Here is a 17,494-nt window from a genome sequence, read left to right as displayed (position 1 = left end):
AGCGCCCTAGTCCCTAGAGGCGCGCGGGCCGACCTGTGCCCGAAACCCCTCGGAGGCCATCTGTGACCCCCTCTGGCTCCGCGAGCTTGTTCCTGATCATCGCCCTGCTCGTCGTCACGCTCGGTTACGTCGCGAGCTGTGTGGTCTGGCCGTTCAAGGCGTGCCGGACCTGCAAGGGCGAGGGCAAGTTCCGCTCCCCGTTCATCCGCGCCGTCCGGCTCTGCGGTGTGTGCGGGAGCACCGGGCTGCGACCCCGTGCCGGGCTGAAGGTCTGGAACGCCTACCGCCGCCTGCACCACAAGAACCGCCGCAACCGCTGAGGAAACCGCGGTCCCGCCCGGCTGTCTCTGGCCGGAGGTCGACGGGCGGGACCACTTCACTCCCGAAGGAGCGCACCGCTCATGTTCGCAGAACTCGCGCTGCCGCTGGCGACCGCCGGATGGGCCACCGTCGCCACCGCTGCCGCCGCTTTCCTGAACCGCCGCTTGCACACCGACGAACTCACCGGCATCGGCAACCGCGCCGCCCTGCGCCGCCACGCACGGCGCTTCCGCCGCTGCGGGCTCGTCGGGGCGCTGCTGATCGACCTGGACCACTTCAAGGCCATCAACGACACCCACGGCCACGAGTTCGGCAACGACGTCCTGGCCGCCGTCGCCGCCCGCCTCGCGGAGAACACGGCGCCGGGTGAACGCGCCGTGCGGCTGCACGGCGACGAATTCGCCGTCCACCTCGGCCACATCGGCAGCCGTGCAGCGGCGAAGCAGCGGGCCGACGAGATCGCCCAGGTACTCGCCGAGCCGCTGCAAGTGCGAGGCCAGCGCCTGACCGCGCTGGGCAGCGTCGGCCTGGCCGTGGCTGAGGCCGGCGCCCCGCTCGGCGAACTGCTCGGCGCGGCCGACCGGCGGATGTACCAGGCCAAACACGCCCAACGGTCGGCCGTGGCGCTGGCCGGGCGACCGCGTCGAGTCCGCGACCTGCCGCCGCAGCCCGACCACGCCGCCTGAAGGAGGAACCCATCGTGACCATCTACCTCGATCTCGCTGCCTGGCTCGCCCGTCGCGGTTTGCACGTTTTCCCGCTGCGGCCGGACAGCAAGCGCCCGTTCGGAAATTGCCTGCCCTGCAAGGCCGACAAGTGCACTCCTACGGAGTGCCACTGCTTGAAAGCCGCCCGGCCCTGCCACGGCTACCTCTCGGCCACCACCGACCCGGCCGTGATCCGCCACTGGTGGACCCACAGCCCGCGCGCCAACGTCGGCATCAGCACCGGTGCATCCGGGCTCGTGGTGCTCGACCTGGACCGCAAGAACAAGCCAGCCGCACCCGCCGCACACGACGTGCCCAACCTCGTCGCGGACGGGTTGGAAGCACTGCACGCCATCACCACGGCCGAGGGCGTGCACGTGCCGGAGACGTTGGAGGTCTCGACACCGAGCGGTGGGCGGCACCTGTACTTCCGTGCTCCGGCAGGGCTCGGCGCGACCAGCGACGCCACCGGCCGGGTCGGTCACCAAATCGACCTCCGCGCCCAGGGCGGCTACGTGGTGGCTCCGGCCTGCCGAATCACCGCACCACCGGAGGACTGCACCGGCACCTACGAACGCAACTCCGACCGGATCGACATCGCCGAGCTTCCCGACTGGCTGGCCCGGCGAGCCGTACCGCCGCCCCCGGTGATCGAACCGGGGGAGGCTCCCAACCTTCCCGCTGGTCCGGTCGGCGACCACGCGCCCGGCTACTGGCGGCGGGTCTGGGACGACGAGCTGCACAAGGTCGAAACCCGCGACGGTGAGCGCTGGCGGCTCGTCTACGCCTCCGCCCGGCGCCTGGCGAACCTCGCCGTCCACGACACGGCCCCGTGGTCCGAACAGGACGCGCTCAGCGCCCTGGTGGACGCCGCGATCCGCCGCCGCCAGCGCACCGGCAAACCCGTCGAAGAGGCCACCGCCCGGCGCAACGCCACCCGTGGTTGGCAGCGCGGCACCCACGACGGACCGGGCTCGCTGCACGGCTTCGGCCGCACCGCATGAGCACCCGCCCACTTCCCGGAGGTATCCGATGACGCCTGCACCCGCCCGCACCGGCGCCGCACTCCTCGACGAGCTGCACGCCGCCCTGACCCGCTACGTGATCCTGCCCAGCCCGCACGCCCTGGACGCCGTCGTCCTCTGGACCGCCGCCAGCCATGCCCAACTCGCCTGGGCACACGCCCCCCGGCTCGTGATCCGTGCCCCGGAGAAGCGCTGCGGGAAATCCCGCCTGCTCGACGTCGTGGAGGCCACCTGCCACGACCCGTTCCTGACCGTCAACGCCAGCCCGGCAGCCGTGTACCGATCGATCACCGAGGACCCACCGACGATGCTCGTTGACGAGGCGGACACGATCTTCGGCCCGAACGCCGATGGGAACGAGGACCTGCGCGGGCTGCTCAACGCCGGACACCAGCGCAACCGCCCGGCCAAGCGCTACGACGCCGCCACCAACCGGGTCGAGTCCATCCCCACGTTCGCGATGGCCGCACTCGCCGGGATCGGCACCATGCCCGACACCATCGAGGATCGCGCCGTCGTGATCCGGATGCGCCGCCGAGCACCCGGCGAAAAGGTCGCGCCCTACCGGCACCGCCGCGACCGGCCCGCACTGCTCACCCTCGCCGAACGCATCGCCGGGTGGCTGCGCGCCGACCTCGCCCACCTCGAACGCGCCGAACCCCCGATGCCGATCGAGGACCGCGCGGCCGACACCTGGGAACCGCTGATCATCGTCGCCGACCACGCAGGCGGCGACTGGCCCGACCGAGCACGCCAAGCCGCCCTGACGCTCATCGCCGAATCCCAAGGCGACAACGAAGGAACGTTGCGGACCCGGCTGCTGGTGGACTGCCGCACCGCGTTCGGCGATCAGTACGAGATCGCCAGCGGTGAACTCATCCGTCAGCTCAACAACGACCCCGAAGCACCGTGGCGCGACTACGGCTCCCAAGGGCTCACTCAAGCCAAGCTCGCCCGGCTGCTCGGGGAGTTCGACATCCGCTCGGGAAACGTCCGCTTCCCGGATGGCAGCCAATCCAAGGGCTACCGCCGCGCGGACTTCCTCGACGCCTGGACCCGCTACTGCCCGCCCGCTGGGGGTGAGCCGTCCCGGCCGTCCCAAGCGTCGCCGCCCAGCTCAACGCGGGACGCCTTGCACCCCTGGGACGGATCAAAGCGTCCCACCGAACCAAACCGTCCCAGCCTGACCAGCATCGCGACGCCTGGGACGGCTGGGACGGACAACCCCGCCAGCACCACCGAAAGGGGCGCCGCATGACCGACCGCGCTACCGACATCGCCGCCACGCTCGCCAAGCTCGCCGCGCTGCTCGCCGAGCAAGAGCAGCCCGCGCCCCAGCCCGATCGGACCGTGCGAGCGATGCCATCCCGCGTGCTGCTGACCGTCGAAGAGGCCGCCGAACAGCTCGGCGTCGGCCGCACTACTGCCTACGCCCTGGTGCGCTCCGGCGAACTCGAATCCGTCCGCATCGGCCGACTCCGCCGCATCCCGAAGGAAGCGATCAACACCTATGCCGCGCGCCTTGTCCAGCAGCCCCAGCAGAACGCCGCCTGAAGGGGAACCCGTGGCGAAGAAGACCAGGAACGACAACGGTCGATCGAGCATCTACGAGGGCAAGGACGGCTACTGGCACGGCCGGGTCACGGTGGGTGTCCTCGACAACGGCAAGCCCGACCGACGGCACGTGATGTCGAAGTCCCGCGCCACCGTGGCCCGAAAGGTCGCGGATTTGGAGAAGGCACGTGAGGCCGGGACCGCGACGAAGCCGGGAAAGCCGATGACCGTGGAGCAGTGGATCGGGCACTGGCTGGACGACATCGCGAGCATCACTACGACCGGGAACGGCTGGGACGCGTATTTCTACGCGGTCAAGCATGTCCGCAAGCACGTTGGCGCGCACAAGCTGCCGAACCTGCGAGCGCACCACCTGGAGGCGATGTACCGGAAGATGCAGGATGCGGGTTCCTCGGCTTCGACGGCCCACCAGGTGCACCGCACGATCCGCACCGCGCTGAACGAAGCGGTGAAGCGCGGCTACCTCGCCAAGAATCCCGCACTGATCGCCAAACCGCCCCGGATCGAGGAAGAGGAAGTCGAACCGTTCGACCGCCAGGAGATCGCCAAGCTGTTCGCGGTGGCCTTGCAGAACCGGAACGCGTGCCGGTGGATCATCGCGATCTCGCTGGGGTTGCGTCAGGGCGAAGTTCTCGGCCTGCAATGGCGAGATGTCGACTTCGACGAAGGCACTTTGCGGGTGCGCGTTCAGCGGCCACGGCCGAAGTGGGAGCACGGCTGCGGCGACACCTGCGGACGCAAGCACGGCGGCCATTGCCCCCAGCGGGTGAACCTCCGGCCGAAGACGAAGAAGCCGAAGTCGGCGGCGGGCACCCGTCCGATCGGCCTGCCTGCCCCGCTGGTCGAGTACCTGAAGCAGCACCGGGAAGAACAAGACGCTGAGCGGGTCGTAGCGGGTGACCTCTGGACGGAGGAGGACTGGTTGTTCGCCACGGAGACGGGCGGGGAGATCAACCATCGGACGGACCAGAAGCATTGGAAGCGGCTTTTGGTCGCCGCAGGAGTTCGGGATGCCCGCCTGCACGACGCGCGCCACACCGCCGCAACCGTCCTGGTCGAACTCGGAGTCTCAGACCCAGCCGCGATGAAGGTCATGGGCTGGTCCAGCCCGACCGTCGCCAAGCGCTACCAACACGTCGGTGGCGCGGTACTCGGGGACATCGCCGATCGGGTCGGCTCCCACCTCTGGGAGGCGTCCACAGGCCCCAACTGAGACTAAAACTGAGACTAGGCGCAACAGAGCCCGGCGGGATGATCCTCGCCGGGCTCTGTTCGTGCTGGTCACCTGAGCGGAAGCGGGGGGATTCGAACCCCCGGTCCCTCTCGGGACGCTCGCTTTCAAGGCGAGTGCATTCGGCCGCTCTGCCACGCTTCCAGGGCCGGAGCCTAGCCCGCTGGGGCGGTTCGGAGGACAGCGGGGAGGGGGCCGAGCTCAGGCGTCGGGGCGGTCGTGCAGGCGGGTGCGGAGGCGCTCGAAGACCGCTGCGAGGACCTGCTTCTCGGCGGGTTCCAGGAGGTCGATGAAGTGCTCGCGGACGCCTGCGACGTGGGTGGGCGCCGCGGTGCGCAGGACTTCGAGGCCGCGGTCGGTGAGGACGGCGAGGACGCCGCGGCCGTCTTCGAGGCAGTCGTTGCGGCGCACCAGGTCGGCGTTCTCCAACCGGCGGATCTGGTGCGAGATGCGGCTCTTCGAGTGCGCCACGTCGCGGGCCAGTTCGCTCATCCGCTGCTGCCTGCCGGGCTGTTCGGAGAGCCGCACCAGGATCTCGTAGTCGGCGATGGACAGGTTGTGCGCGGCCTGCAGCTCCCGGTTCAGCCGGTGCTCCAGCAGTGCGCTGCCCTCGATGTACGAGCGCCACGCCACCATCTCGTCGTCGTCGAGCCAGCGGACCTGCTCTTCGCTCCCATCGATCACGCCCACCAGGTTAGTCCGCGGTCGGTGATCACCGGGGTGGATCGGCAGGACGGGCCGCCGGGCTCCCACCGCAGACCGCCTGCGCCGAACGGGTGCGGCGGCGCGGTGGCGGTGGCGGGTGGGCGGACCCGGGATTCCGAGTGCCGCAGCTGACGTCTCGAACGCAGCCGACGTGCGGACCCGATTCCGGCCGTGCCGCTGCCGGCTTGCCGAACGCACCTGATGTGCGGACCCGATTCGAACGCACCCGATGTGCGGACCCGATTCCGGCCGTGCCGCTGCCGGCTTTCCGAACGCACCCGATGTGCGGACCCGGTTCCGGTCCCCCGCCGCGTGCCTCCCGAACGAGCCGAGCGGTCGGACCCGAGTTCCGAGTGCCGCCGCGGGCTTCCTGAATGCGCCGGACGTGCGGATTCGGGTTCCCGCGGCCGACTCCCGAACGAGCCGGGCGGCCCACCCGGTCCGGGCGGGCCGCTCGGCCGCCGGTCAGCGGACCGCGTGCTCCCCGAGCAGGGGGAGCGGTGCGGCCGCGGTGCGCTGGGCGGTGCGGCGCTGCGCGCCGTTGACGTTCTCGGTGCTCTGCGCGTACCGGCCGATGGTGTCGGCGAGCGCCTTCGAGTTCCGCTCCAGCGCCACCTTGTCCACATTGGACAGATCGTCCTGCAAGGTGTGGTAGTTCGGGTCGAAGGTCCGGCCCGCGGTGCCGCCCCACTTCGCGGCCTGCTCCTCGGTCTTCGTGCCGTCGCCGCCGGTGAACAGCCCGCCCGCGGGGATGCCGTTTGCGATGAACTCGCCGTAGTCCGAGCGGCCGTCGAAGTCGGTGCCCTCGGCTTCCACGCCCTGTTCGGCGAGCGCCGCGACCAGGTCCTGCTCGATGGCGCCGGAACCGTGCGGGCCGGGGCCCGCGCCGACGCCGTCCGAGTCGTCGCCGTCGTAGGCGAAGTACCCGGCGTTCGGGGAACCGATCATGTCGAAGTTCAGGTACAGCGCGATGTCCAGCTGCTGCTCGAACCCGAGGCTCTGCACGTACTTCGTCGATCCGACGAGGCCGGATTCCTCGGCGCCCCAGAACGCGAAGCGCACCGCGTTCTCCGCGCCGGGGTTCCCGCCGAGGGCCTCGGCGGTGGCGAGGAGCCCGGCGGTGCCGCTGCCGTTGTCGTTGATGCCCGCCCCTTCGGGAACGCTGTCCAGGTGAGCCCCGGCGACCACCACGTTGTCGGTGCGGCCGCTGCGGGTCTGGGCGATCACGTTGCGGGTGGTGATGTCCTCCAGCCTCGACTGCACGTCGAGGTGCACCGGCGCCCCGGCCTGCTCGGCGAGCCGCTGCCCGGTGGCCAGGTCCACGCCCGCGCTGGGGATCCGCGCGTCGGCCGGGTCGCCCAGGGTGCCGTTCAACGGGCCTTCGACGTTGTTGTAGACGATCGTGCCCGCGGCGCCGAGTTCCGCGGCGACCAGCTGCTTCTCCGCGAACGTGCAGGAGCCGCGCTGCACCAGCACCACCGAACCCGCCACGTCCGCCGGGTAGTCGGCCGCTTCGCAGCCTGGCGTGTCGTCGACGGCGGCGACGGTCAGCGGCGCGGTGATCCCGCCCGGCTGAGTCGCAGGGGAGTACTCCAGCGCACCGCCCTCGACGGGGGCTCCCGCCACGTCCAGCGCGAACGAGTCCAGGAAGAACGCCTGGTAATCGAACTCCGGGGTGGTGACGTCGAAACCGGCCGCGCGCAGCTTGCCCGCCACGTAGTCCACGCTGGCCTCGTAACCGGGCAGCCCGGAGGCGCGGTTCCCGTCGTGCGTGTCGGCGATGCGCTGCAGCGCGATCAGGTGCCGGTGCACCGCGTCCACCTCGACCCGGTCGCCCAGGTCGGTGGCGGCGGCGGAAGCAGGAGCGGCGGCGAGCAGCATCGCGGCGAAGGTGGCGAACGCGGCGGTCGCGCGGCGACCGGGTTTCACAGCACTCATGTTCTGTTGGCTCCCCAAGGTGAGTTCGTGACGATCAGCTTCGACAGCTCCCCCGACGGAGTCAAGAATGTCCGAATGATGGTCCTGGCGGGCGTTTTTCCCGATATTGCCGGAGCGCGTGCAGGTATTACCGTCGGTGCCATGCATGCCATCGCGATCCGTGAACCGGGGAACCCGGAAGTGCTGGAGTGGACCGAGCAGCCCGATCCGCGGCCCGCGGCCGGCGAAGTGCTCGTGGAGGTCGCCGCCGCCGGGGTGAACCGGGCGGACCTCTCGCAGCGCCAGGGCAACTACCCGCCGCCGAAGGGCGCCAGCGAGATCCTCGGCCTGGAGTGCTCCGGCACCATCGCCGAGCTCGGCGACGGCGTCACCGGCTGGCAGGTCGGCGACCAGGTGTGCGCGCTGCTGTCCGGCGGCGGCTACGCCGAGCGCGTCGCGGTGCCCGCCGCGCAGTTGCTGCCGGTGCCGGACGGCGTCGACCTGGTCGACGCGGCCGGGCTGGTGGAGGTCGCGTGCACCGTGTGGTCGAACGTGGTCATGGAAGGCGGTCTCGCCGAGGGCGAGCTGCTGCTGGTGCACGGCGGCTCCGGCGGCATCGGCACCAGCGCCATCCAGATCGGCCGGGCGCTGGGCGCGCGGGTCGCGGCGACCGCGGGCGCGCCGGAGAGCATCGAGTTCTGCCGGGAGCTCGGTGCCGATCCGGTGATCAGCTACCGGGACGAGGACTTCGTGGAGGTCGTGAAGGGCCTCGGCGGGGCGGACGTGGTGCTGGACAACATGGGCGCCGCCTACCTGGACCGGAACCTCTCCGCGCTCGCCCCGGACGGGCACCTCGCCGTGATCGGCATGCAGGGCGGCCGCAAGGCCGAACTGGACCTGGGCAAGATGCTGGTGAAGCGGCTGCACATCTCGGTGCTGGGGCTGCGCGGGCGGCCGGTGGACGGCCCGACGGGGAAGGCGGCCATCGTCGCCGACGTGCGGGAGAAGCTGTGGCCGCTGGTCGCCGCCGGGAAGGTGCTGCCGATCGTGCACGACCGCGTCCCGCTGCCGGAAGCGGCCCGCGCGCACGCGCTGCTCGAAGCGGGCGGCGTGCACGGCAAGATCCTGCTCACCCGATCGTGACCAGGTGAGTGGCCCATTCGCCCAGCCTCACTGGGCGGGTGGGCCACTCACCTCGGTGCGGGGTCAGGTGAGGGCGGCTACTGCGCGGAGGAGCTGGTCCACCTCGTAGGTGTTGGTGTAGTGGGTGAGGCCGACGCGCACCGCGCCGCCGACCTCGCCGACGCCGAGCACCGCGAACACCCCGTGCGTCCCGGGATCGGCGAACGCGCAGACCCCCTGCTCGGCGAGGTGCTCGATCGCGTCCACGGCCTTCACCCCGTTCACGGTGAACGCCATCGACGGCACCCGGCGCATCGCGTCGCCGATGACCATCACGTTCCGCAGCCTGCGCAGCCCGCCGGTCAGGTTCGCCAGCAACCCCGCCTGGTAGGCCTTCACCGAGCTCAGCGAGGTCAGCAGCCGCTCCCGGCGCGGTCCCGCGGCGGCGTCGTCCAGCCCGGCCAGGTAGTCCACCGAGGACACCAGCCCGGCCAGCAGCGGGTAGGCGTGCGGACCGAGCTCCAGCCGGTCCGGGCCCCGCCAGCCGGGTTCCAGCGCCGCCGAGGGCAGCTGGTCGATCATCGCCGGATCGCGGAACACCAGCGCGCCGACCGGCGGCCCGCCCCACGCCGAGGCGTTCAGCGCGAGCACGTCCGCGCCCGTCGCGGTGATGTCCAGCGGCAGGAACGGGGCGGCGGCGGAGGCGTCGACGACGACCAGCGCGTCGTGCGCGGCGGCGATCTCGGCGATCTGGCGGACGTCCGGGCGGGTGCCGACGGCGCCGGAGGCGGCGGTCACCGCGACCACCTTGGTGCGCTCGTCGACCAGGTCCTGGTACTGCCAGGCGGGCAGCTCGCAGGTCTCGATGTCCACCTCGGCCCAGCGCACCTGGGTCCCGGAGCGCTGCGCGGCCCGCTGCCAGCACACCACGTTGGAGGGGTGGTCGAGCCGGGACACCACGACGCCGTCGCCGATCATCCAGCCGTCGCCGAGCCCGTCGGCGAGGCGTTGCAGCAGCACGGCGGAGTTCGGCCCGAGCACCACCCCGGCGGGGTCGGCACCCACGAGATCGGCCAGTGCGCGGCGGGCGGCGTCCACGATGGCCTCGGCGCGCTGCGATGCGGGGAAGATCCCGCCAGGTCCGGAGACGGGGGCGCGCAGCGCGGTGGACACCGCGGTCGCGACCTGCTCGGGAACCTGCATGCCCGCCGGGGCGTCCAGGTGCACCCAGCCGTCACCGAGCGCGGGGAACAGCCCGCGAACTGCAGCGACGTCGAACGCCATGGTCATACCGTACGGAGCGGGACCGGGCGGACGACCGCCGGGTGGTCTGATCCAGCGCTCCACGCGCACCCGGCGTCCCGGAACGCGTCAGGATGGTGGGCATGAACCAGAACGAGCAGGACCAGCAGCGCGAGATCTTCGTGGTGGGTGAGGGCACGCCGCTCGGCTCGGGCGGCGACCCGTCCGCGGAGGCGGTCGGGGAGCGGGAGAACGTCGGTGAGCTCGTCGAACAGCCCGCGAAGGTGATGCGCATCGGCACCATGATCAAGCAGTTGCTGGAGGAGGTGCGGGCCGCGCCGCTGGACGAGGCGAGCCGCAGCAGGCTCAAGGAGATCCACCAGTCCTCCATCCGCGAGCTGGAGGAAGGCCTCGCCCCGGAGCTGATCGAGGAGCTGGAGCGGCTGTCCCTCCCGTTCGCCCAGGAGTCCACGCCGTCCGAGTCGGAGCTGCGCATCGCGCAGGCCCAGCTGGTCGGCTGGCTGGAAGGCCTGTTCCACGGCCTGCAGACCGCGCTGTTCGCGCAGCAGATGGCCGCGCGGGCCCAGCTGGAGCAGATGCGGCGCGGCCTTCCCGCGGGCAGCGCGGGGGAGGGCGACGTGGGCCCGCAGTCGCGGGGAACCGGCCAGTACCTCTGATCGGAGCAGTGCCGCCGGGTGTCCGGTATGCCGAGAGTGATCGCGGCAGCGATGCCCTGTCCTCGGTCGGGTGTGGCCGGTGGGTACTCTGACGCACCGTGCAGGCCACTAGCACGCAAGAGCGCCCTCCGGCCCCGCCCGAGACGTCCGCACGGACTTGGCGCAAGGCGTTCCAAGACATCGCGCAAGGTTTCCAGCAGCAGCAGCTCTGGGCTCATCTGGGCTGGCAGGACATCAAGCAGCGCTACCGCCGCTCGGTGATCGGCCCGCTCTGGATCACCATCGGCATGGGTATGACGGCGACCGCGCTCGGTCTGCTGTACTCCCAGCTCTTCGAGCAGGACATCAAGACCTTCCTGCCGTACCTGACGGTCGGGTTCATCGTCTGGAACTTCATCCTGGGGTGCCTGACCGAGGGCACCGAGGTCTTCATCTCCAACGAAGGCCTGATGAAGCAGCTACCGGCCCCGTTGAGCGTGCACGTGCTCCGGCTGGTCTGGCGCCAGGCGCTGCTGTTCGCCCACAACATGGTCGTCTACCTGGTGGTCCTCGCGATCTTCCAGATGCCGATCGGGTGGAGCGTGCTGCTCGCCTTCCCGGCGTTCCTGCTGCTCATGATCAACGGCGCGTGGGTGGCGCTGCTGTTCGGCGTCATCGCGACGCGGTTCCGCGACATCCCGCCGGTGATCAACAGCCTCACCACGCTGCTGTTCTTCATGACCCCGATCGTGTGGGACGCGAAGATCCTGGAGGAGAAGGGGATCGGGTGGCGGGCCAACCTGGCCGAGATCAACCCGCTCTACCACTACATCCAGATCATGCGCGACCCGCTGATCGGCGGCGACGAGAAGTTCTACCACTGGGGCATCGTCCTCGGCTGCACCGTCGTCGGCTGGCTGCTGGCGCTGCTCGTGCTGCGCAACTACCGCGCTCGCGTCACCTACTGGATCTGATCGGGGGTTCTGCACATGGTCAGCATCGACGTCTGGAATGCCGCGGTCGACTTCCCGATCTTCGACGCCAAGTCCCGCTCGCTGAAGAAGGCGGCGCTGGGACGGGCCGGCGGCAAGATCGGCACGGACAGCCGGGTTCCGATCATCGAGGCCCTGCACGACATCGACCTCTCGCTGCGCCACGGCGACCGGGTCGCGCTGGTCGGGCACAACGGCGCGGGCAAGTCCACCTTGCTGCGCCTGCTGTCCGGCATCTACGAGCCCACCCGGGGCAGCGCCCGCGTGGTGGGCAAGGTCGCGCCGGTCTTCGACCTCGGCGTCGGCATGGACCCGGAGATCTCCGGGTACGAGAACATCATCATCCGCGGGCTGTTCCTCGGCATGAACCGCAAGCAGATGGAAAAGCGGATGGACGACATCGCCGAGTTCACCGAACTCGGCGACTACCTCGGCATGCCGTTGCGCACCTACTCCACCGGCATGCGGGTGCGGCTGGCGCTGGGCGTGGTCACGTCCATCGACCCGGAGATCCTGATCCTCGACGAGGGCATCGGGGCCGTGGACACCGAGTTCCTGGACAAGGCGCGGGACCGGCTCAACGACCTGGTCAAGCGCTCCGGCATCCTGGTGTTCGCCTCGCACTCGGACGAGTTCCTGATGGAGCTGTGCACCACCGGGCTCTGGATGGAGAAGGGCGGCATCCGGGAGCACGGCTCGCTGCGCAGCGTCCTGACCTCCTACAAGGGCAAGGACCCGTTCGAGAACCTCAGCCCGGAAACCCTGGAGCGGATCGGTGAGTCCGCCCTGATCGAGAGCGACAAGGCGCCATGACGACCGACTCCGCCGAGCAGCCGCAACTCCCCGCCGACTCCGTCGTCGCGGTGATCGTCACCAGGCATCGCCGTGAGCTGCTCGCGGAGTCGCTCAAGGTGATCGCCACCCAGACCCGGGTGCCCGACCACCTGATCGTCGTGGACAACGGTCCCGACCAGCCCGCGCGGCAGGCCGTCGAGGACTGCCCGATCCCGTCGACGTACCTGCCCTCGCAGCGCAACCTCGGCGGTGCCGGTGGTTTCGCGCTGGGCATGCTGCACGCGCTGGCGCTCGGCGCGGAGTGGGTGTGGCTCGGCGACGACGACGGCAGGCCCGCCGACGACCACGCGCTGTCGACGCTGCTGGAAGTGGCGCGCACCCGGAAGCTCGCCGCCGTCTCGCCGGTCGTGGTGAACATCGACCACCCGGAGAAGCTGGCGTTCCCGCTGCGCCGCGGCCTCACCTGGAAGCGGCACCCGGAGGAGCTCGGCGCTCCCGGCGGTGACGCGGACTTCCTGCCCGGCATCGCGTCGTTCTTCAACGGCGCGCTGTTCCGCGCGGCCACGCTGGACGTGGTGGGCGTGCCGGACTACCGGCTGTTCTTCCGCGGCGACGAGGTGGAGCTGCACCGCCGGGTGGTGCGCTCGGGCCTGCCGTTCGGCACCTCGCTGAAGACGCGGTTCGTGCACCCGGACGGGTCGGACGAGTTCAAGCCGATGCTCGGCGGCCGGTTCCACGCGCAGGACCCGTCGGACGCGAACAAGCGCTACTACACCTACCGGAACCGCGGCTACCTGCTGTCGCAGCCGGGGATGCGCAAGATCGGGATGCTCGAGGTGCTGCGGTTCGGGCTGTACTTCGTCGGCCACCGCCGGGACCCGAAGGCGTTCCGGGAATGGCTGCGTCTGGTCCGGCAGGGCCGCCGGGAGCAGTTCTTCCGCCGCTGATCGGGGTCGCGCACGTTCCGCCGTTCGGCGGAACGTGAATCTTTCTAGCGTATTTGCCGCTTGAGTGTCCACTGCGGTAGAAGTATGCTGTGGTCAACAAGAAGCTGAAGCCGGCCAAGGTGCTCAGCCTGGCGCGCCGCGCGGCTCGCGGCGCGAAGGCGACGATCAAGGAGATCCCCGGAAGGGGCAAGGGATCGCACCGGATCTTCGCGGTCTACGACCGGGACGGTGTGGAAGTGGCCAGATTCGGTTTAACGGGGCACAACAAAGAGATCTCCTGGCATGTGCTGACGCATGTCGAGACAGGCTTGGCCCCCGTGTTCGGCGAGAAGTGGCTGGAGGACCGATGAGCGCGACGCAACGTGCCGGCGACTACCGAGTGGACGTGAGCCGGGAATCCTCGGGCTGGGTCGCGGTGGTCCGCGGACTGCCCGCCGGGGCGACCGAGGTCGACCACTTCGACGAGCTCGACGTCGAAGTGCGGGACCTCATCGCCGGTCTCGCCGACCGGGAACCGGACTCCTTCGACCTCTCCTGGCACTACCGCCAGGGCGACGTCGAGTACACCCGCCCGGTCGAGGAGCTGGTCCACTGGCGCGAGCAGTCCAGGCAGGCCGCGGAGAACGCCGAACGCGCCCGCCTGGAGATCATCACGACGCTGCGGGCGGCGGGGTTGAGCCAGCGCGTCATCGCCGAGGTGATCGGCACCTCGCACCAGCGCGTGGCGCAACTGCTGGCGGAGGCGTCCTGAACGTCCCCGGCGCCCGGGTCACCGGGCGGTCACCGGCGGATCACGGGACGCTGAGAGCGACCTGAGAATCACTCGATCGGTACTGCTCATGGAGCCGGGGAAGATCTCGACCGGGACCGCACCGAACGCGCCGGACGTCCCCGGACCAGCGACTACTATTCTCCTGGCGTGCGTAAGGGGCAGGAAGACAGCAGTCGCAAGGACGACCCATCGGAGTCGTCCGAGGATCGACCGGCGGACTCTCCGGCACGCCCGGCGGCGAACCGGCGCGACCCGTCCGCGAAGCAGCTGAGGTGGTTCGCCTCCGTGCTCGGACTGCTCGGCGCGGTCCTGGCCATCGCGGTCCCCTTCCTGCCGGTCGAGCACGACGTCAACACGTTGAGATGGCCCACCGCGCAGGGCACCGAATCGGTGTCCGCGCCGCTGGTGAGCTTCGAACCGCTGTGGATGAACGCGACCGTGCCGTGCACCTCGATCCGCAGCCTCGACGCGCGCACCCAGGGTCCGGCGAACCTGCTGAGCACGAACCCGCCGGACTCCGACTACGGCAACCTCACCGGGATGACCCTGCAGGTCGACAACGGCCAGGTGACGCTGCTGTCGAAGGGGCAGCAGATCAGCACGATGCCGCTGCCGCCGGGGGACTGCGCCATCACGGTGCGCTCGGACGCGGTGGGCACCAAGGTCGAGCTCGGTGACGAGAAGCTGGCGAACATGCGCGGCGACCAGCGCCCGCAGCTGACCGGCATCTTCTCCGACCTGGACGAGAACGCCGACGACATCCGGGGCCTGTCCTTCGAAGCCCGCATCGACAACCGCTACGAGAGCAGCGCGACCCCGATCAAGATCGCGGTGATCGTGCTGGCGCTGGCGGCGTTCGTCGGTTCGGTGGTGTGCCTGCGCCGCCTGGACGTGCGGGCGGGCCGCCGTCCGCCGCGCTGGGCGCCGCTGGGCTGGTGGAAGCCGACGCTGCGGGACCTGGCGGTGTTCGGATCGCTGATCGTGTGGTGGATCGCGGGCGCGATGACCTCCGACGACGGCTACATCCTCACCATCGCGCGGGCGCGGGAGAGCGCCGGCTACATCAGCAACTACTACCGCTGGTTCGCGGTGCCGGAGGCGCCGTTCGGCTGGTTCTACGAGCTGTACTCGGTGTGGGTGCAGGTGTCCACGGCGACGCCGTGGGTGCGGCTGCCCGCGCTGCTGATGGGCTCGGTCAGCTGGCTGCTGATCAGCCGCGAGGTGCTGCCCCGGCTCGGCCAGCAGGTGCGGCGCAGCAACGCCGCCGGATGGGCCGCGGCCGCGGTGTTCCTCGCCTTCTGGCTGCCCTACAACAACGGGCTGCGGGCCGAGCCGGTGATCGCGCTGTTCTCGCTGCTGGCGCTGTGCGCGGTGGAGCGGGCGGTGGCCACCGGCCGGTTGATGCCCGCCGCGCTCGGCCTGGTGGTGGCGGCGCTGGCGCTCGGCGCCGGTCCGCACGGGCTGGTGGCGGTGCTGCCGTACGTGGCGGCGCTGAAGCCGCTGCTGCGGCTGGTGCGGCAGCGCGCCAAGGACTACGGCTGGTTGCCGGTGCTGGCGCCGATCGCGGCCTGCGGGTTCGTGATCCTCACCGCGGTGTTCGCGGACCAGACGTGGGGTTCGGTCATGGACGCCACCGAGCTGCGCACCGAGCTCGGGCCGAGCGAGGACTGGTACCAGGAGCTCAACCGCTACAACCTGCTGTTCAGCCCGACCCCGGACGGTTCGCTGGTGCGCCGGTTCCCGGTGCTGCTGGTGATGCTGTGCCTGGCGACCTGCGCGGTGATGCTGCTGCGCCGGGGCCGCATCCGCGGTGCCGCGCTCGGCCCGAGCCGCCGCCTGCTGGCGGTCGCGGCGCTGTCCTTCGTCGCGCTGGCGCTGACCCCCACCAAGTGGTCGCACCACTTCGGGATCTTCGCGGCGGTCGGCGGTGCGTTGGCGGCGTTGACGGCGCTGGCGACGAGCAGCACGGTGCTGCGGTCCCGGCGGAACCGGGCGGCGTTCTTCGCCGGCCTGATGGTGATCTGCGCGTTCGCCGCGACCGGCCCGAACGCCTGGTGGTACGTGTCCGGCTGGGGCGTGCCGTGGTTCGACAAGCCGCCGTCGATCAAGGGGCACGACGCGAGCACGCTGCTGCTGGGCATCGCCGCCATCGCGGGCATCGTCGCGTTCGTCGAGCACCTGCGGCTGGACGAGAAGAACCCGAAGCTCGTGGAGCTCCCGGACAAGACCGGGATGGAGAAGCGCAGCCGCGCCCTGCGGCTGGGCACCGCCCCGCTGGCGATCATCTGCGCGCTGCTGGTGCTGGGCGAGCTGGCGACCTTCGGCAAGGTCATCCAGAAGCAGGCGGGCAGCTACAGCCTGGGCATGGACAACGTCAAGCAGCTGGCCGGGTCCAGCTGCGGCCTGTCCGACTACGTCTACGTGGAGACCGATCCGAAGGCGGGCATGCTGCCGGTGTCCGGCGCCCAGCCGGGCACGCCGTCCCCGGACTTCGAGGTGCCCAAGCGCGCCCAGGACAAGGAGGACGCCCGCCAGTACCTGGGCGCGAAGATGGAGGGCTTCCGCCGCCCGGGCCTGCCCGTCGGGGACGGTTCGGACCCGGAGGAACCGGACTGGCGCCCGCCGCACCAGTTCGGCGACGACACCGCCCCGGTGTGGGGCAGCTACGACGAGGCGGGCACCGGCACCGGCGAGCTGCGCACCCAGTGGTACGACCTGCCGGAGCGCGCGGCGACCGGCGAGGTCCCGGTGGTGCTGAGCCTGGCCGGTTCGGAGTCCGGGGCGAACGCGCTGGTCCTGGAGTTCGGCCGGGACACCCCGCAGGGCTTCGAGATGATGCACCGCCAGTTCGTCGGCCAGGGTCCGGGACCGTCGTGGCGGGACTACCGCTACACGGTCGGCGGCGACGCCGAGGGCGCCACCAAGATGCGGGTCGTCGCGATCGACCAGGCGGTGTCGCCGAACGGCTGGCTGGCGGTGAGCGCCCCGCGCGCGCCGCAGCTGTCGAACATGACCGACGTGGTCGGCGACGCCCCCACGTTCGTGGAGTGGACGGCGGCGCTGGTGCACCCGTGCCTGAAGATCTCCGGCATCAGCGGCGGCGTCGCCGAGATGCCGCGGTTCCGGGTGTCGGCGGGCGCCGAGGTCCGGGACATCGGCGCGGGCTGGTCCTCGCCGGACGCGGGCGGCCCGTTCGGCTGGATGAACGTGAGCTCCAGCGTGCGGGAGCTGCCGACCTACATGCGCGGGGACCTGAACCGGGACTGGGGTTCGCTGTACGAGGTGGACCCGTACGAGCCGGACGCGCTGCCCGCGCAGGCGGCCATGGAGGTGCACTCCGAGACGCACTCCGGCCTGTGGTCACCGGGGCCGCTGACGAAGACGGTCCAGCTGCCGGGCGACGTGCCCAGCTCCGACGACCGCAACGACGTCAAGCAGCTCGGCGGTGACGACGACCAGCAGTGAGGAGCCCGCCCGGAACGGCCCG

The 17,494-nt window shown here is 70.8% G+C and carries 17 protein-coding genes and 1 tRNA gene; 14 read left to right on the top strand and 4 right to left on the bottom strand.

Annotated elements, in window-relative coordinates:
* The first annotated feature begins 86 nt into the window (after positions 1-86).
* From ABZ805_RS16020 to ABZ805_RS15995, 6 genes are all read left to right on the top strand, one after another.
* Positions 87-320, top strand: a complete 234-nt coding sequence (locus ABZ805_RS16020) for a hypothetical protein (protein ID WP_358440235.1) — start codon at positions 87-89, stop codon at positions 318-320.
* Between the two features lie 81 nt (positions 321-401).
* Positions 402-1,007, top strand: coding sequence for a GGDEF domain-containing protein (locus ABZ805_RS16015; protein ID WP_358440233.1), 606 nt, complete (start codon positions 402-404; stop codon positions 1,005-1,007).
* A gap of 14 nt (positions 1,008-1,021) precedes the next feature.
* On the top strand, positions 1,022-2,032 hold the full coding sequence (locus ABZ805_RS16010) for a bifunctional DNA primase/polymerase (protein WP_358440230.1): 1,011 nt from the start codon (positions 1,022-1,024) through the stop codon (positions 2,030-2,032).
* Between the two features lie 28 nt (positions 2,033-2,060).
* Positions 2,061-3,311: a DUF3631 domain-containing protein gene (locus ABZ805_RS16005; protein WP_358440227.1), complete on the top strand. Its 1,251-nt coding sequence runs from the start codon at positions 2,061-2,063 to the stop codon at positions 3,309-3,311.
* Positions 3,308-3,607, top strand: a complete 300-nt coding sequence (locus tag ABZ805_RS16000) for a helix-turn-helix domain-containing protein (protein ID WP_358440224.1) — start codon at positions 3,308-3,310, stop codon at positions 3,605-3,607. The genes ABZ805_RS16005 and ABZ805_RS16000 overlap by 4 nt, the downstream gene beginning before the upstream one ends.
* 10 nt (positions 3,608-3,617) lie before the next feature.
* On the top strand, positions 3,618-4,841 hold the full coding sequence (locus ABZ805_RS15995; protein ID WP_358440221.1) for a tyrosine-type recombinase/integrase: 1,224 nt from the start codon (positions 3,618-3,620) through the stop codon (positions 4,839-4,841).
* 77 nt (positions 4,842-4,918) lie between these two features.
* Here the strand turns inward: ABZ805_RS15995 and ABZ805_RS15990 are convergent.
* The 3 genes from ABZ805_RS15990 to ABZ805_RS15980 form a co-directional block, all read right to left on the bottom strand.
* A tRNA-Ser gene (locus tag ABZ805_RS15990) sits at positions 4,919-5,003 on the bottom strand.
* Positions 5,004-5,060: 57 nt separating this feature from the next.
* Positions 5,061-5,543: a MarR family transcriptional regulator gene (locus tag ABZ805_RS15985; RefSeq protein ID WP_224957164.1), complete on the bottom strand. Its 483-nt coding sequence runs from the start codon at positions 5,541-5,543 to the stop codon at positions 5,061-5,063.
* Positions 5,544-6,029: 486 nt separating this feature from the next.
* Positions 6,030-7,502, bottom strand: coding sequence for a M28 family peptidase (locus tag ABZ805_RS15980; RefSeq protein ID WP_358440218.1), 1,473 nt, complete (start codon positions 7,500-7,502; stop codon positions 6,030-6,032).
* 141 nt (positions 7,503-7,643) lie between these two features.
* Between ABZ805_RS15980 and ABZ805_RS15975 the strand changes: the two genes are divergently transcribed.
* Positions 7,644-8,624 carry an NAD(P)H-quinone oxidoreductase gene (locus ABZ805_RS15975; RefSeq protein WP_358440215.1) on the top strand — a complete coding sequence of 327 codons (981 nt, stop codon included), beginning with the start codon at positions 7,644-7,646 and terminating at the stop codon, positions 8,622-8,624.
* 63 nt (positions 8,625-8,687) lie between these two features.
* Here ABZ805_RS15975 and ABZ805_RS15970 read toward each other — a convergent pair whose 3' ends face one another.
* Positions 8,688-9,887: a cysteine desulfurase-like protein gene (locus ABZ805_RS15970; protein ID WP_358440212.1), complete on the bottom strand. Its 1,200-nt coding sequence runs from the start codon at positions 9,885-9,887 to the stop codon at positions 8,688-8,690.
* 101 nt (positions 9,888-9,988) lie between these two features.
* Here ABZ805_RS15970 and ABZ805_RS15965 point away from each other — a divergent pair, with 101 nt between their 5' ends.
* The 7 genes from ABZ805_RS15965 to ABZ805_RS15935 all read left to right on the top strand — a co-directional run bounded on the left by ABZ805_RS15965 (position 9,989) and on the right by ABZ805_RS15935 (position 17,472).
* Positions 9,989-10,522 (top strand): bacterial proteasome activator family protein, encoded by a 534-nt coding sequence (locus ABZ805_RS15965; protein ID WP_358440209.1) that lies wholly within the window; start codon positions 9,989-9,991, stop codon positions 10,520-10,522.
* A gap of 98 nt (positions 10,523-10,620) precedes the next feature.
* Positions 10,621-11,475: an ABC transporter permease gene (locus ABZ805_RS15960; RefSeq protein ID WP_358440207.1), complete on the top strand. Its 855-nt coding sequence runs from the start codon at positions 10,621-10,623 to the stop codon at positions 11,473-11,475.
* A 15-nt stretch (positions 11,476-11,490) separates the two neighbouring features.
* On the top strand, positions 11,491-12,306 hold the full coding sequence (locus tag ABZ805_RS15955) for an ABC transporter ATP-binding protein (protein WP_358440205.1): 816 nt from the start codon (positions 11,491-11,493) through the stop codon (positions 12,304-12,306).
* Positions 12,303-13,235, top strand: coding sequence for a glycosyltransferase family 2 protein (locus ABZ805_RS15950; RefSeq protein ID WP_358440202.1), 933 nt, complete (start codon positions 12,303-12,305; stop codon positions 13,233-13,235). Before ABZ805_RS15955 ends, ABZ805_RS15950 begins: the two co-directional genes overlap by 4 nt.
* A gap of 89 nt (positions 13,236-13,324) precedes the next feature.
* Complete coding sequence (locus ABZ805_RS15945; RefSeq protein ID WP_358440199.1) at positions 13,325-13,585, top strand: hypothetical protein; 261 nt, start codon at positions 13,325-13,327, stop codon at positions 13,583-13,585.
* Positions 13,582-13,986: a MerR gene (locus ABZ805_RS15940; protein WP_258345004.1), complete on the top strand. Its 405-nt coding sequence runs from the start codon at positions 13,582-13,584 to the stop codon at positions 13,984-13,986. The genes ABZ805_RS15945 and ABZ805_RS15940 overlap by 4 nt, the downstream gene beginning before the upstream one ends.
* A gap of 168 nt (positions 13,987-14,154) precedes the next feature.
* Positions 14,155-17,472, top strand: coding sequence for an arabinosyltransferase domain-containing protein (locus ABZ805_RS15935; RefSeq protein ID WP_358440195.1), 3,318 nt, complete (start codon positions 14,155-14,157; stop codon positions 17,470-17,472).
* Positions 17,473-17,494 lie beyond the last annotated feature (22 nt).

This window comes from Saccharopolyspora sp. NPDC047091, from assembly GCF_040643635.1.
Taxonomy (GTDB): Bacteria; Actinomycetota; Actinomycetes; order Mycobacteriales; family Pseudonocardiaceae; genus Saccharopolyspora_C.
The sequence above is the reverse complement of the archived record's forward strand: the minus strand, read 5'-3'. Positions and strand labels throughout refer to the sequence as shown.

Coding starts and splice junctions, on each gene's coding strand:
- ABZ805_RS15965 (WP_358440209.1), top strand. CDS start 9,989: ATGAACCAGAACGAGCAGGACCAGCAGCGCGAGATCTTCGTGGTGGGT.
- ABZ805_RS15980 (WP_358440218.1), bottom strand. CDS start 7,502: ATGAGTGCTGTGAAACCCGGTCGCCGCGCGACCGCCGCGTTCGCCACC.
- ABZ805_RS15950 (WP_358440202.1), top strand. CDS start 12,303: ATGACGACCGACTCCGCCGAGCAGCCGCAACTCCCCGCCGACTCCGTC.
- ABZ805_RS16015 (WP_358440233.1), top strand. CDS start 402: ATGTTCGCAGAACTCGCGCTGCCGCTGGCGACCGCCGGATGGGCCACC.
- ABZ805_RS15940 (WP_258345004.1), top strand. CDS start 13,582: ATGAGCGCGACGCAACGTGCCGGCGACTACCGAGTGGACGTGAGCCGG.
- ABZ805_RS15970 (WP_358440212.1), bottom strand. CDS start 9,887: ATGGCGTTCGACGTCGCTGCAGTTCGCGGGCTGTTCCCCGCGCTCGGT.
- ABZ805_RS15955 (WP_358440205.1), top strand. CDS start 11,491: ATGGTCAGCATCGACGTCTGGAATGCCGCGGTCGACTTCCCGATCTTC.
- ABZ805_RS16005 (WP_358440227.1), top strand. CDS start 2,061: ATGACGCCTGCACCCGCCCGCACCGGCGCCGCACTCCTCGACGAGCTG.
- ABZ805_RS16000 (WP_358440224.1), top strand. CDS start 3,308: ATGACCGACCGCGCTACCGACATCGCCGCCACGCTCGCCAAGCTCGCC.
- ABZ805_RS15975 (WP_358440215.1), top strand. CDS start 7,644: ATGCATGCCATCGCGATCCGTGAACCGGGGAACCCGGAAGTGCTGGAG.